Origin of the sequence: Paracoccus sp. pheM1 (genome assembly GCF_018499825.1) — a bacterium.
In the GTDB taxonomy this organism is placed as follows: Bacteria; Pseudomonadota; Alphaproteobacteria; order Rhodobacterales; family Rhodobacteraceae; genus Paracoccus; species Paracoccus versutus.
Genome location: NZ_JAGXCX010000003.1, coordinates 627,529 through 641,259 on the forward strand (window position 1 = coordinate 627,529; position 13,731 = coordinate 641,259).

At 67.5% G+C, this 13,731-nt stretch carries 11 protein-coding genes, 2 pseudogenes and 1 riboswitch; of the genes and pseudogenes, 9 read left to right on the top strand and 4 right to left on the bottom strand.

Going from position 1 to position 13,731, the window contains the following annotated elements; all coding sequences use genetic code 11:
- Positions 1–30: 30 nt before the first annotated feature.
- On the bottom strand, positions 31–1,047 hold the full coding sequence (locus KF941_RS25745) for an aldo/keto reductase (protein ID WP_072461869.1): 1,017 nt from the start codon (positions 1,045–1,047) through the stop codon (positions 31–33).
- Positions 1,048–1,191: 144 nt separating this feature from the next.
- On the opposite strand from KF941_RS25745, the gene KF941_RS25750 reads away from it, so the two are divergent.
- The 6 genes from KF941_RS25750 to KF941_RS25775 are packed head-to-tail and all read left to right on the top strand — an operon-like array spanning position 1,192 to position 6,823.
- Entirely contained in the window at positions 1,192–2,334 is a 1,143-nt protein-coding gene (locus KF941_RS25750; protein ID WP_214274985.1) for an acyl-CoA dehydrogenase family protein, read from the top strand.
- The gene (locus KF941_RS25755; protein WP_072461871.1) at positions 2,331–3,098 is read left to right on the top strand and encodes a 3-ketoacyl-ACP reductase; all 768 of its coding nucleotides are present in this window, start codon (positions 2,331–2,333) and stop codon (positions 3,096–3,098) included. Before KF941_RS25750 ends, KF941_RS25755 begins: the two co-directional genes overlap by 4 nt.
- Positions 3,099–3,109: 11 nt before the next feature.
- Positions 3,110–4,258 carry a dihydrodipicolinate synthase family protein gene (locus KF941_RS25760; RefSeq protein WP_114537438.1) on the top strand — a complete coding sequence of 383 codons (1,149 nt, stop codon included), beginning with the start codon at positions 3,110–3,112 and terminating at the stop codon, positions 4,256–4,258.
- 2 nt (positions 4,259–4,260) lie between these two features.
- Positions 4,261–5,118 carry a sugar phosphate isomerase/epimerase family protein gene (locus KF941_RS25765; RefSeq protein ID WP_214274986.1) on the top strand — a complete coding sequence of 286 codons (858 nt, stop codon included), beginning with the start codon at positions 4,261–4,263 and terminating at the stop codon, positions 5,116–5,118.
- A 20-nt stretch (positions 5,119–5,138) separates the two neighbouring features.
- A complete protein-coding gene (locus tag KF941_RS25770) occupies positions 5,139–5,897 on the top strand; it encodes an electron transfer flavoprotein subunit beta/FixA family protein (RefSeq protein ID WP_214273354.1) in 759 nt (252 codons plus the stop codon).
- Positions 5,897–6,823 carry an FAD-binding protein gene (locus KF941_RS25775; RefSeq protein ID WP_214273355.1) on the top strand — a complete coding sequence of 309 codons (927 nt, stop codon included), beginning with the start codon at positions 5,897–5,899 and terminating at the stop codon, positions 6,821–6,823. Before KF941_RS25770 ends, KF941_RS25775 begins: the two co-directional genes overlap by 1 nt.
- A gap of 835 nt (positions 6,824–7,658) precedes the next feature.
- Here the strand turns inward: KF941_RS25775 and KF941_RS28210 are convergent.
- Positions 7,659–7,754, bottom strand: a pseudogene (locus KF941_RS28210) (integrase core domain-containing protein); the annotation flags it as partial.
- Positions 7,755–7,899: 145 nt separating this feature from the next.
- Positions 7,900–8,019, top strand: a riboswitch (TPP riboswitch).
- 80 nt (positions 8,020–8,099) lie between these two features.
- Here KF941_RS28210 and thiC point away from each other — a divergent pair.
- A pseudogene (thiC, locus tag KF941_RS25785) lies at positions 8,100–9,904 on the top strand (phosphomethylpyrimidine synthase ThiC).
- On the opposite strand, the gene KF941_RS25790 reads toward thiC, so the two are convergent.
- Both KF941_RS25790 and KF941_RS25795 read right to left on the bottom strand, forming a co-directional pair.
- Complete coding sequence (locus KF941_RS25790; RefSeq protein WP_214274988.1) at positions 9,877–10,260, bottom strand: hypothetical protein; 384 nt, start codon at positions 10,258–10,260, stop codon at positions 9,877–9,879. The pseudogene thiC and the gene KF941_RS25790 overlap by 28 nt on opposite strands.
- Positions 10,261–10,448: 188 nt before the next feature.
- Entirely contained in the window at positions 10,449–11,846 is a 1,398-nt protein-coding gene (locus KF941_RS25795) for an FAD-binding oxidoreductase (RefSeq protein ID WP_036760832.1), read from the bottom strand.
- A 105-nt stretch (positions 11,847–11,951) separates the two neighbouring features.
- Here KF941_RS25795 and KF941_RS25800 point away from each other — a divergent pair, with 105 nt between their 5' ends.
- Both KF941_RS25800 and KF941_RS25805 read left to right on the top strand, forming a co-directional pair.
- Positions 11,952–12,707, top strand: a complete 756-nt coding sequence (locus tag KF941_RS25800; RefSeq protein ID WP_036760830.1) for a FadR/GntR family transcriptional regulator — start codon at positions 11,952–11,954, stop codon at positions 12,705–12,707.
- Positions 12,704–13,699 carry an MDR family oxidoreductase gene (locus tag KF941_RS25805; RefSeq protein WP_036760828.1) on the top strand — a complete coding sequence of 332 codons (996 nt, stop codon included), beginning with the start codon at positions 12,704–12,706 and terminating at the stop codon, positions 13,697–13,699. Before KF941_RS25800 ends, KF941_RS25805 begins: the two co-directional genes overlap by 4 nt.
- The last annotated feature ends 32 nt before the right edge of the window (positions 13,700–13,731 follow it).

The window sequence follows — 13,731 nt, forward strand, 5'->3', positions numbered from 1 at the left end:
CGCCGGTGGCGATAACCGGCGCCGGCAAGCTCAGGCCGGAACCGGCGCATCCCCGCGCAGCAGGCCCTTGTCCTTCAAGGCCTGCCAGAACTCGGCCGGGATCGGGTGATCCATCCAGGCGAGGTTCTGCTCCAACTGCCGGACGGTCCGCGTGCCGGCGCAGAAGGACGGAACCGCCGGATGTGCCACCACGAATTGCAGCGCCGCGGCGGGCAGCGGGACGTCGTATTCGGCGCAGACCGCCTCGATCTTCGCCACCCGGTCCATGATTTCGGCCGGGGCGGGGGCGTAGTTGTATTTCGCGCCCGGCTTGGCACCCGTCGCCAGAATGCCCGAGTTGAAGCCGCCGCCGACGACCACGGCCGCGCCGCGTTCCTCGCAAAGCGGCAGGAACTCGTCCAGGGCGTCCTGTTCAAGCAACGTATAGCGGCCGGCCAGCAGGAAGCAGTCGAAGTCGCGCTGCTTCAGCGCCTCGTGGCAGACCTGCCATTCGTTCACGCCGACGCCGATGGCCTTGACCATCTTGTCGTCGCGCAACCGGGCCAGCGCCTTGTAGCATCCATCCATGGCCTGGCGGAAAACCTCGGGCTGCTCGCTGCCGCGGGTATAGACGTCGATGTCGTGGATGAAGAGGATGTCGATGCGTTCCAGCGCCAGCCGCTGCAGGCTGTCCTCGAAGGCGCGCATCGTGCCGTCGTAGCTGTAGTCGAACTCCATCGTGAAGGGTGCCGCATTCACCCAGGGGGCAAAGTCGATGCTGTCGCGCCGGGCCGGGCGCAGCAGGCGGCCGACCTTCGAGGACAGCACGAAATCGTCGCGGTTTCGCCAGCGCAGCGCCTCGGACGTGCGCAGTTCCGACAGGCCGTGGCCATACATCGGCGCAGTATCGAAATAGCGCACGCCGGCATCCCAGGCGTGATCGAACATCGCGCGCGAGGTCTGGTCGTCGATCTCGCGGAATATGTTCCCCACCGGGGCGGTGCCGAAGGCGAAACCAGTCACCTCGAGGTCGGTGCGGCCGAACTTGCGCATATCCGAGGGTTTCATCCATGTCCTCCCATAAGTAACCATATGGTTATTAACTGCCACATTTCGCGATCCCCGGCAAGGGCCGCGATTTTGAGGTTGACGCCTTGGCGCCGGCGAAAATAAAGTAACCAGATAGTTACATATCCGAGGGGGGATTCGCAGATGTATTTGACCGAGACCCAGCTGCAGGTGCGAGACATGGCCCGCGCCTTCGCTGATGAGGTCATCCGGCCTGCAGCCGAGGCGCTAGACCGCGACGAGCGTTTCCCCGCCGAGATCTATGACGAGATGGCCAAGCTGGGCCTGTTCGGCATCGGCGTGCCGGAAGGCATGGGCGGGCCCGGCTTCGACACGCTGACCTATGCCGTGGTGATGGAAGAGCTGTCGCGCGGCTATGCCAGCGTGGCCGACCAGTGCGGTCTGCTGGAGCTGATCTCGACGCTTCTGGTGCGCCACGGCACGGATGCGCAGCGCAAGCTGCTGCCCGAGATCCTGGCGATGCGCCGCAAGGTCGCCTATTGCATCACCGAGCCCGAGGCGGGGACCGACGTTTCCGGCATTCGCACCACCGCGCAGCGCGACGGCGACGGCTGGGTGCTGAACGGCGGCAAGATCTGGATCCACAACGCGCCCGTCGCCGACCTGGGCTTCGTCCTGGCCCGCACCGACAAGGATGCCGGCAATCGCGGCATGTCGATCTTTGTCGTCGATCTGCACGCGGCCGGGGTCGAGCGCGGCCCCAAGGAACACAAGATGGGCCAGCGCGCCAGCCAGGTCGGGGCGCTGACCTTTACCGACGTGCGGCTTGGCGCCGATGCCATGCTGGGCGAGCCGGGGCGCGGCTTCCACATGATGATGAGCGTGCTGGACAAGGGCCGGGTCGGCATCGCCGCGCTGGCCGTGGGCATCGGCCAGGCGGGGCTCGAGGCCGCGCTGGACTATGCCGGGACGCGCAAGCAGTTCGGCAAGCAGATCGTCGAGTTCCAGGGCGTGCAATGGCTTCTGGCCGACATGGCCAAGGACATCGAGGCCGCGCGCCTGCTGGTCCACTCGGCGGCGTCCAGGATCGACAACGGCCAGGACGCGACCAAGGCCTGCTCGATGGCGAAATGCTTTGCCGGCGACATGGCGGTGGCGCGCACGGCGGATGCGGTGCAGGTCTTCGGCGGCTCGGGCTATATCCGCGGCTTCGAGGTCGAGCGGCTGTATCGCGACGCCAAGATCACCCAGATCTACGAGGGCACGAACCAGATCCAGCGCATGATCATCGCCCGCGAATTGCTGAAGAAGGGCGCGCAGGCATGAGACAGGCCGCCCTTGTCACCGGCTCCTCGCGCGGGATCGGCCTGGCCGCGGCCGAGGCGCTGGCGCGCGAAGGTTTCGCCATCGCCGTGAACGGCCCCGCCGACGATGCCGAATTGCAGGCCGCCGTGGCCCGCATCGCCGCGCTTGGCGTGCCGGTCGTCGCCGCGCCTTTCGACGTGACCGGCATCGCCGGCCATGACGCGGCGCTTCAACGGATCGAGGACGCGCTCGGCCCCCTGACCACGCTGGTCAACAACGCGGGTGTGGGCGTCATGCAACGCGGCGACCTGCTTGAGGTCAGCGAGGCAAGCTGGGACCGCTGCCTGGCTGTCAACAGCAAGGCGATGTTCTTCCTGTCGCAAGCCTTCGCCCGCCGCCTGCTGGCGCGGAAACGCCCCGAGGCGCTGTTCCATGCCATCGTCAACGTCACCTCCTCGAACGCGGTGGCGGTGGCGGTGCAGCGCTCGGAATATTGCGCCTCGAAAGCCGCCGCCGCGATGGTGTCCAAGGCGCTGGCGGTGCGGCTGGGCCCCGAAAACATCGCCGTCTACGATGTGCAGCCCGGCCTGATCGCGACCGAGATGACCGCCCCCGTGATCGACGCCTATCGCCAGCGCGCCGAGCAGGGCTTGACGCTGTTTCCCCGCGTGGGCCAGCCCGCCGACATGGGCGCCATCATCGCATCGCTGGCCTCGGGCCGGCTTCCCTATACCACCGGACAGGCGATCTCGGCCGACGCCGGGATGCTGGTTCCGCGCTTCTGAAAGGTGCCGCCATGAAGATCGCACTTCCCGATACCCAAGGCCGTCTGGCCGACTACACGCTGACCGGCACCCCCATCGCGCAGGCCGTGCTGCCCGCGAATCCGGCCCGCATCGTCTATTCCGCCGCCCATGTGGTGGCCGATCCCTTCACCGCCAGCGATCCCTCGGGGCGCGCCGCGGTGGATTGGGACAGGACGATGGCGTTCCGCCGCTACCTGGCGGGCCTCGGCCTTGGCATCGCCGAGGCAATGGATACGGCGCAGCGCGGCATGGGCCTCGACTGGCCCGGTGCGCTGGAACTGATCCGCCGGACCAAGGCGGAACTGCCCGAGGCGCTGGTCGGCAACGGCTGCGGCACCGATCACCTGGACCCGTCGGAGGCGAAGACGCTGGACGACGTCATCCGCGCCTATCTGGAACAGGTCGAGGCGATCCAGGCCGTCGGCGGCCGCATCGTGCTGATGGCCAGCCGCGCCCTGGCCCGCGTCGCGACCTGCCCCGAAGATTACCTGCATGTCTATGGCAAGGTGCTGTCGGCCTGCGACCAGCCGGTGATCCTGCACTGGCTGGGCGAGATGTTCGACCCCGCCCTGGCCGGCTATTGGGGCGGTTCGGATTTCGACGCCACGCTGGAGACCGTGCTGGCGGTGATCGAGCAGAACCTCGCCAGGGTCGACGGCATCAAGATGTCGCTCTTGGACAAGGACAAGGAGATCGCCTTGCGTCGCCGCCTGCCCGCGGGCGTGAAGATGTATACCGGGGACGATTTCAACTATCCCGAACTGATCGAGGGCGACGACCAAGGCTTCAGCCATGCCTTGCTGGGGATCTTCGACCCGCTGGCCCCCGCCGCCGCCTATGCCGTCAACCGGCTGGCCGAAGGGGACAGGGCAGGTTTCCGCACCGCCCTGGACCCGACCGTTCCGCTGGCCCGCACGATCTTTCGCGCCCCGACGCAATACTACAAGACCGGCGTGGTCTTCCTGGCCTGGCTGAACGGTTTCCAGGATCATTTCATCATGCTGAACGGCCACCACGCCATGCGGCCCTTGCCCTATTTCACCGAAGTCTTCCGCCGGTCGGACGCCTGCGGGTTGCTGCGAGACCCGGAACTGGCGGTGCGTCGAATGAAAGCGCTGCTGGCAGTTCACGGGGCATAGGAATGCGTGATTTCAGCCGCGACATGTCCGCATTGGCCCTGAACACCGCCACGCTTGGCCATAATGTCGAGGGGGCAGGCGCCGGCTGGTCGCCCGAACGCACCATCGACGCCTGCGCCGAGCGCGGCTATGGCGGCATCGTCTTCTGGCGGCGCGAGATCGGATCCCGCGCCGCAGGGATTGCCGCCCATGCCCGCGCCGCCGGGCTGACGGTGGCCGGGCTGTGCCGGGCCCCGTTTCTCGTCGGACCCCTGGCGCCACGGGGCAGGCAGGCGGTGATGGATGATTTCCACGCCTCGATCGACATGGCGGCAGAGCTTGGCGCGCCGGTCCTGACCATCGTGACCGGAGGGGTCGAGCCGGGCACGCGCGGCGTTGCCGAAAGTCTGCGCCTCGTCGCCGACCGCGTGGCCGAGGTTGCCCCTTACGCCGCAGAACGAGGCGTGCGCCTGGCGCTTGAGCCGCTGAATCCCGTCTATGGCGGCAACCGCTCCTGCCTGACGACGCTGCGCGACGCCCTGGATATTTGCGACGCGCTTGACGCGCCCAATGTCGGCGTGGCGGTCGATGTCTACCATGTCTGGTGGGACACTGACCTGCCACGGCAACTGGCCCGCGCCGGAAAGCGCATCCTCGGCTACCACCTTTGCGACTGGCTGGCCGATACCTCGGATGTGCTGCTGGATCGCGGCATGATGGGTGACGGCGTTGCCGATCTGAAAGCCATCCGTTCCGCGGTCGAAGCGGCCGGCTACCAGGGCCTCTGCGAGGTCGAGATCTTTTCGGCAGGCAACTGGTGGAAGCGCGATCCAGCCGAAGTGCTCGATACCATCGTCACGCGCTTCCGATCCGTCTGTTGATTGTTCCAGGAGGAAAAACCATGAAGATCCTCGTGCCAGTGAAGCGCGTGATCGACTACAACGTGAAGGCCCGTGTGAAGGCTGACGGGTCTGGCGTCGATCTTGCGAATGTGAAGATGTCGATGAACCCGTTCGACGAGATCGCGGTCGAGGAGGCGATCCGGCTGAAGGAGAAGGGCCAGGCCTCCGAGGTCATCGCCGTCAGCATCGGCGTGAAGCAGGCGGCGGAGACGCTGCGCACGGCCTTGGCGATGGGCGCCGACCGCGCCATTCTCGTCACCGCTACGGATGACGTGCAGCAGGACATCGAGCCCTTGGCGGTGGCGAAGATCCTCGCCAAGGTCGCCGAAGCCGAGGGCACCGAGCTGGTCATCGCCGGCAAGCAGGCGATCGACAACGACATGAACGCGACCGGGCAGATGCTGGCGGCGCTGCTGGGCTGGGCGCAGGCGACCTTCGCCTCGAAGCTCGAGATCGACGGGGGCAAAGCGAAAGTCACCCGCGAGGTCGACGGCGGGCTGCAGACCATCGCGGTGGCGCTGCCGGCGGTGGTCACCGCCGACCTGCGCCTGAACGAGCCGCGCTACGCCAGCCTGCCGAACATCATGAAGGCGAAGAAGAAGCCCTTGGAGGAAAAGACCGCAGCCGATTACGGCGTCGACGTCGCGCCGCGGCTCGAGGTGGTCTCGGTGCGCGAGCCCGAGGGCCGCAAGGCCGGCATCAAGGTCGGCTCGGTGGACGAGCTGGTCGGCAAACTCAAAGAAGCGGGGGTGATCTGATGGCTGTTCTGCTGCTTGGAGAGGTGACGAACGGGGTGCTGAACCGCGACGCGACGGCGAAGGCGGTGGGCGCGGTCAAGGGCCTGGGTGATGTCACGGTGCTCTGCGCCGGCGCCTCGGCGAAAGCGGCCGCCGAGGAGGCCGCGAAGATCGCCGGGGTCGCCAAGGTGCTGGTGGCGGAAGACGCGCTCTACGGCCACCGCCTGGCCGAGCCGACGGCGGCGCTGATCGTGGGCCTTGCCGGCGATTACGACCACATCGCCGCCCCGGCGACGACGGACGCCAAGAACGTCATGCCGCGCGTGGCGGCGCTTCTGGACGTGATGGTGCTGTCGGACGTCTCGGCGGTGATCGACGCGGACACGTTCGAGCGCCCGATCTATGCCGGCAACGCCATCCAGGTGGTGCGCTCGAAGGACGCCAGGAAGGTCTTCACCATCCGCACCGCGAGCTTCGAGGCGGCGGGGATCGGCGGTTCGGCCAGCGTTGCCGAGACCGCCGCCGCCGCCGATCCCGGCCTGTCGGCCTGGGTTGCCGACGAGGTTGCCGAGAGCGACCGCCCCGAGCTGACCTCGGCCAAGCGGGTGGTCTCGGGCGGCCGCGGCCTGGGCTCGAAGGAGAGCTTTGCCATCATCGAGGCGCTTGCCGACAAGCTCGGCGCCGCGGTGGGCGCCTCGCGCGCGGCGGTGGACTCGGGCTATGCCCCGAACGACTGGCAGGTGGGCCAGACCGGCAAGGTGGTGGCGCCCGAGCTCTACGTGGCGGTGGGCATCTCGGGCGCGATCCAGCACCTTGCGGGGATGAAGGACAGCAAGGTGATCGTTGCGATCAACAAGGACGAGGAGGCACCGATCTTCCAGATCGCCGACTACGGCTTGGTGGGCGACCTGTTCAGCCTGGTGCCGGAACTGACCGGCAAGCTCTGAACTTCTCTGTTCCGCAAATACTCCGGGGGGAGCGCCCCTGCGGCCCCATCGAGGGGCCGCTGGGGCGCGGGGGGCAGAGCCCCCCGCCCCGCCCCGCAACCGCCACCAGCCAGCCAGGGAGGCCGAGCCATGTCCGAAATTGAACGCGAGTCGATGGAATACGACGTTGTGATCGTCGGCGGCGGCCCGCTGGAAGCCGGCGCGGCGCGGAAACCCCCGCGCTGCAGGTGCCCGGCGGATTATGCCACCGACCCCCACCATGGGGCGAGACTTCCGCGCCAAGCCCCGCTAGGCTGGCAACTCGTGTCTGGAAACCATGCCATTCCGGCGGGTTGCAAGGGTGCGATGGTCTTCAGCCTCGGCGCGGGCGCAGGGTCCATGTTGCCGCCTACGGCGGAGCCGACTGGATCAGGCGAAGGCCATCAGGGGATAATGAATTGCCGATCACTCGCCGGATCAGGGAGTCCTGACGTTTCAGGTGCGATCTTGGGACCGGAAGTATTTCGGGACAAGGCTACGCGGCCCAGTATCCCGCGGCCTGCCAGCCACAGGCAAGCATTTCTGAAAGCGCGCCTCTCGCGACCACCGTGATTTGCCTCAAGCCCGTGCCACCCGCGGGGCATCACCTGCTTCCCGCAAAGCGACAGGATTGCGCCCCGTTCGCCGTAAAGATCGATCCTCTGGCCCTTCGTTTCCGGCTGGATCACCGTCTTCTCGATCAGTCCGCGCAGGATGGTCGCCGCTTCAGCCCGCGTATCGCCGCGGTCAGCGCAGCCACGTCCTGCCCGCAGATCGGGGCGATGCCGGGTGGATCACCGCAGGCGAGCGCCGGGGGCATGGTCTTGCTGAGCAGCTCGTCGCGCATCCGCCCGTTGAAGCCTTCCACGAAACCGTTCCGCATCGGCTTGCTCGTTGCGAGAGAATGCCATTCCCCGCTGCCCGAGGCAGCACCGCTGAATGGCATTCGAAGTCGGTCCCGCGCCGTGGTTACATGCCGATGGGATCGGAAGGGCCTGGCATCGCCGGCGACGACCATGCCTGACCGTTGACATCCCCATCCCACATTCGCATGCTGGCCACTCCACCAGGGGTGTCCCGACAAGGGGCTGAGATACTGCTGGGCCGCAAGGCAGCGCAGTGACCCTATGAACCTGATCCAGTTCATGCTGGCGTAGGGACGGTGCGGATGCCTTGCCGGTCGCGTGCGGCCAAGGGGGCATTCTTTTCCTTCCTGTCAGTGCTGGGTCTCCAATGCTGCGACGCGAGGAGCCTCGACATGACATCCAAAGAAACCCCGACGGTCACCACCGGACCGCTGCCCGTCTCGACCAAGGTGTTCAAGCCGGGTGTGCTGCATCCCGACATCCGCGTGCCCATGCGTGAGATCGCCTTGCATCCAAGCGCGGGCGAGCCGCCGGTGACGGTCTATGATTCCTCGGGGCCCTATACCGATCCCGGTGCCGAGATCGCCATCGAACGCGGCCTGCCACGCCTGCGCGAGGGCTGGATCATGGCGCGCGGCGACGTGGAATCCCATGAGGGGCGGCATGTGAAGCCCGAGGACAACGGTTTCGTCTCGGGCGACCGGCTGACGCCCGAGTTTCCCATCCGCCACCGGCCCTTGCGGGCGCGGAGCGGCAAAGCCGTCACCCAGCTTGCCTATGCCCGCGCAGGCATCGTCACGCCCGAGATGGAGTTCATCGCCATCCGCGAGAACCTTGGCCGCAAGGCCGCAAAAGAGGCGCTGGCCCGCGACGGGCAGGATTTCGGCGCGGCGATCCCCGATTTCGTGACCCCCGAATTCGTGCGCGACGAGGTGGCGCGCGGGCGGGCGGTCATCCCGGCCAACATCAACCACCCCGAGGCCGAGCCGATGATCATCGGCCGCAATTTCCTGGTCAAGATCAATGCCAATATCGGCAACTCGGCGGTGACTTCCTCGATGGCCGAGGAGGTCGAGAAGATGGTCTGGGCGACCCGCTGGGGCGCGGATACGGTGATGGACCTGTCCACGGGCCGCAACATCCACAACATCCGCGAATGGATCATCCGCAACGCGCCCGTGCCAATCGGCACCGTGCCGCTGTATCAGGCGCTGGAAAAGGTCGGCGGCATCGCCGAAGACCTGACATGGGAGGTGTTTCGCGACACGCTGATCGAGCAGGCCGAGCAGGGCGTGGACTATTTCACCATCCATGCCGGGGTGCGGCTGCACATGATCCCGCTGACGGTGGACCGCGTCACCGGCATCGTGTCGCGCGGCGGCTCGATCATGGCGAAATGGTGCCTGCATCACCACCGCGAAAGCTTCCTCTACGAGCGTTTCGAGGAGATCTCGACATCATGCGCGCCTATGACGTCAGCTTCAGCCTGGGCGACGGGCTGCGCCCTGGCTCCATCGCCGATGCCAACGACGCGGCGCAATTCGCCGAGCTGGAGACGCTGGGCGAGCTGACGCAGATCGCCTGGGCCAGAGATTGCCAGGTGATCATCGAAGGCCCCGGCCACGTGCCGATGCACAAGATCAAGCAGAACATGGACAAGCAGCTGGCCGTCTGCGGCGAGGCGCCGTTCTATACCCTCGGCCCGCTGACGACCGACATCGCGCCGGGCTACGACCATATCACCAGCGGCATCGGCGCGGCGATGATCGGCTGGTTCGGCACGGCGATGCTGTGCTATGTCACGCCCAAGGAACATCTGGGCCTGCCCGACCGCGACGACGTGAAGACCGGCGTCATCACCTACAAGATCGCCGCCCATGCCGCCGACCTGGCCAAGGGGCATCCGGCGGCGAAGATCCGCGACGACGCCCTGTCCCGCGCCCGGTTCGAGTTCCGCTGGGAAGATCAGTTCAACCTGTCGCTGGACCCGGAAACGGCGCGGGCCTTCCATGACGAGACCCTGCCCAAGGAGGCCCACAAGGTCGCGCATTTCTGCTCGATGTGCGGGCCGAAGTTCTGCTCGATGCGGATTTCCCACGACATCCGCGCTGAGGCGCAGAAAGAGGGCCTGGCCGCCATGGCGCAGAAATACCGCGAGGGCGGCGATCTTTACATGCCTGTGCGCGAGGCGACGTAAGCGGTAGGGGCGGTTTCGCGCCTGCACGAGATCGCATCGCTCCTCCGCCATCTCGCGGGGGAGTGCTGCGATCTCTGGCCGTCCTGCATCTGCCGAAGCTGGATCAGGCGGCCGCAGCTGTCATCCCAGCCGGCCAGGCGAACCCTGCCCGCATCCCGCGGGTCCAGGGTGAACCGGATGCCGGACGGGCGCAGCCGCTCGAATGCGCCGGCTGGCTGGAGCTGTTCCATTCCCTCGCCACCCTGCTCGGTGCCGCAAGGGCCGATGTTCTTGGCGGTGATGCGCGGTGCATATCCCAGCGCCTTGAGCCTTGAGCCTTGAGCCTTGAGCCGGGCCGCTGCTGCGGCGGCCGGCATGGCTCATCCAGCCGCATCGCGACGAAGCCGGGGGTTTTCCTGCAGAATTCCAGCACCGGCCGAAAGGTGAAGCCCGGCGGCGGTTTCCAAGCCCGCAGGACCACGGTCGCCCCGAAACTGCGGTGCGGGGAACCTTGGAATCGAAATCCCGCGGTAATTGCCGGGGCGTCTTCTGGCCGGAGGAGGCATCAATCCGCAAATATCCGGCCCCGGTTCAGGATGCCGCGGGGGTCCAGTGCGCCTTTCAGCGCCTGCATGGCCGCGATCTCGGCCGGGCTGCGCGCAAGCGGCAGCCAGGGCTTCTTGTCGATGCCGATGCCATGTTCGGCGGAAATCGACCCGCCATATGCAGCGACCAGGCGCATCAGGCAATCCACCGCCCGGTCCTTGCATCCGGTCTGAAAGACGTAATGCAGATTGCCGTCCGCAAGATGGCCGAAGATCAGGAACCGCGCCGCGGGGTCGATCTGCGCCAGCACGCGCCGGCTTTCATTCAGGAATTCGGCAATGCGCGGCACCGGCACGCTGATATCGCCGTTCGCGATATTGTCCTGTCCGCGCAGGTAATCCGCGCAGGCGTCGCGCAATTCCCACAGGGTCAGGAATTCGCGCTGCGACTGGGCGATGACGGCGTCCAGCGCGACCCCATCCTCAAGCGCCGCGGCCAGGCAATCCATGAAGGCAGCCGGGGCGGCCTCGCCCGCGGTTTCGGACTGGATCTCGGCCAGCACATAGATCGGGGCGGGGGTCGCCAGCGGCGGGGCCATGCCCAGGTGGCCGGCGACGCCGCGATAGATCGTATCCAGCATGATCTCGTAGGCCGAGAGCATGCCGCCCACGCTTTTGCGCAGGCGCCACAGCAGGTCCAGCGCCGCCTCGACCGAGGGAAGGGCCAGCAGGGCGTTCGTCTCGACCGCCGGGCGGGGATGGAGCCGCAGCAAGGCGCGCGTCACCACGGCGAGCGTGCCCTCGCTGCCGATGAAAAGCTGGTTCAGGTCGTAGCCGCTGTTGTCCTTGTCCAGCCCGCGCATGCAGGCGAGGACGGAGCCATCGGCCAGCACCGCCTCCAACCCCGCCACCTGCGCACGGAACATGCCATAGCGCAGCACGCGGATGCCGCCGGCATTGGTGGCGATATTGCCGCCGATGGTCGCGGTGCCGCGCGCGCCGATATCGACGCCGAAGATCAGCCCGGCCTGGTCCGCGGCCTCCTGCACACGCTGGAGCGGCACGCCGGCGTCGGCCAGGATGGTCCGACTGTCAGGATCGGGCGCGGCCAGTTCGGTCAGCCGTTCCGTGGACAGCACCGCCTCGCCCGGCCGTACGCGATGGGCGCCCGACAGGCCGGTGCGCCCGCCCTGCACGACCAGCGGTTGGCCGAAGGCATTGCAGGCCGCAAGCGCCGCCGCGACCTCGGCGGTGCTGCCAGGGCGCATCACGAAACGCGGCGGGGCAGAGAAGCGGTCGCGCCGATCCTCCTGGTAACGCGGGGCGACGGCATCGCCGGTCAGCAGCGCCGCCGGCGGCAGAACCCGGCCGAGCCGGTCGAGCAACGCCAAAACGTCCGGGTCTTGCGGCTTTGCCATGCGATCCTCCCTTGTTGCCGGGAAGGGTGCCGGCATTTTTATATTTGTCAAACCTTTTATGTTTTATGTGGCCCTGCTAGCCTGCCCGAAACGGCGGAGAATCGGATGGCGCTGCAATATGACGAGATCGTGCGGGGAGGGCTGGCCCGGCAAGTGGCTGATCTGATCCGCGATGCGATCATGCAGGGGCGGCTGGCGACGGATGAGCGCCTGCCGACCGAAGAGGAGCTGGCGCGCCGCTTTGGCATCTCGCGTCCGACGGTGCGCGAGGCGCTGAAGGTTCTGGCGGCGCAGAACCTGATCCGCTCGCGTCGCGGGCCGACGGGGGGCACCTTCGTCAACGCGCCCGACGACGATGCGGCGGCACGCAGCATCACCGACACGGCGACGCTGCTGGTCGGCATGGGCCGTTTCGACATCGACGAGATCGTGACGGCGCGGATGCAGACCGAGGCCCTGTGCTGCCGCCTGGCCGCGCAGAACCGCGGCGACGACGACCTTGCGGCAATGGCCGCCGAAATCGCCTTGCAGCAGGACGAGGCATTGCCGGACGAGGATTTCTGCGCCTCGGACGTCCGCTTTCATCGCGCCGTGGTGCAGGCCACGGGCAACGGCCCCTTGCAGCTGATGATGCACGCGATGATCGAAAGCTTCATCCCGATCACCAACATGCTGATCTATCGCGATCACGAGCGTCGCCGCACCGTCGCCGCGCATGAGCGCATCCACATGGCCATTGCCGCCCGCGATGCCGAGACGGCCGCGCAACTGATGCGGGGCCATGTCGAGGGGATGCGCGCCGTGCTGGACCAGGCGCTGGCCCGCCGCAATGCCGACAAGCCCCGAGGAGGAACCCCATGACCGAAACATTCCGCGCCCTGCTGATCGAGGATCGGGACGGCAAGCCCGTGGCGGGCTTCCGCGACCTGACCCGCGACGCGCTGCCCGACCACGAGGTGCTGGTCGAGGTCGCCTATTCGACCCTGAACTACAAGGACGGATTGGCGATCACCGGCAAGGGCCGCATCGCCCGCCGCCTGCCGATGGTGGCGGGGATCGACATTGCCGGCACGGTGGTCGAAAGCCGCTCGGACCGCTGGCAGCCGGGCGACAAGGTGATCGTGAACGGCTGGGGCCTGTCGGAAACCGAATGGGGCGGCTACAGCCGGTTCCAGCGCCTCAAGCCCGAATGGCTGACCCGCCTGCCCGAAGGGTTTTCGCTGCAGGATGCCATGGCCATCGGCACCGCGGGCTATACCGCCGCGCTTTGCGTCGATGCGCTGGAGGATTGGGGCGCGATCCGGCCCGGCGGTGCCGAGGTGCTGGTGACGGGCGCGGCCGGCGGGGTCGGCTCGACCGCGATCAGCCTGCTGTCGGCCAAGGGCTATGCCGTCACCGCCGCCACCGGCCGCCCCGAGACGCATGACTATCTGGCCGGGCTGGGCGCCACAGGCTTCGTGGATCGCGCCACCTTGGCCGAAAAGGGCGGCCCGCTGCAAAAGGAACGCTGGGCGGGGGCGGTGGACAGCGTGGGGTCCACCACGCTGGCCAATGTGCTGGCGCAGACCAATTACGGCGGCGCGGTCGCGGCCTGCGGGCTGGCAGGCGGCTTCGACCTTCCGGCGACGGTCATGCCGCATATCCTGCGCGCGGTCGCGCTCTTGGGCATCGACAGCGTGATGGCGCCGCAGGCGAAACGCGACCGGGCCTGGGCGACGCTGGCCGCGCATCTGGACAAGGCGCATCTGGCCAGCATCGCGCGGGTCGAACCCATGTCGAAGCTGCCCGAACTGGCCGCCGACATCGTCGCCGGCCGCATCCGGGGCCGCGTGGTCATCGACGTGGCCGGCTAGGGCCGGCGCGGGGCCGGGGGGCGGCAGAGCCC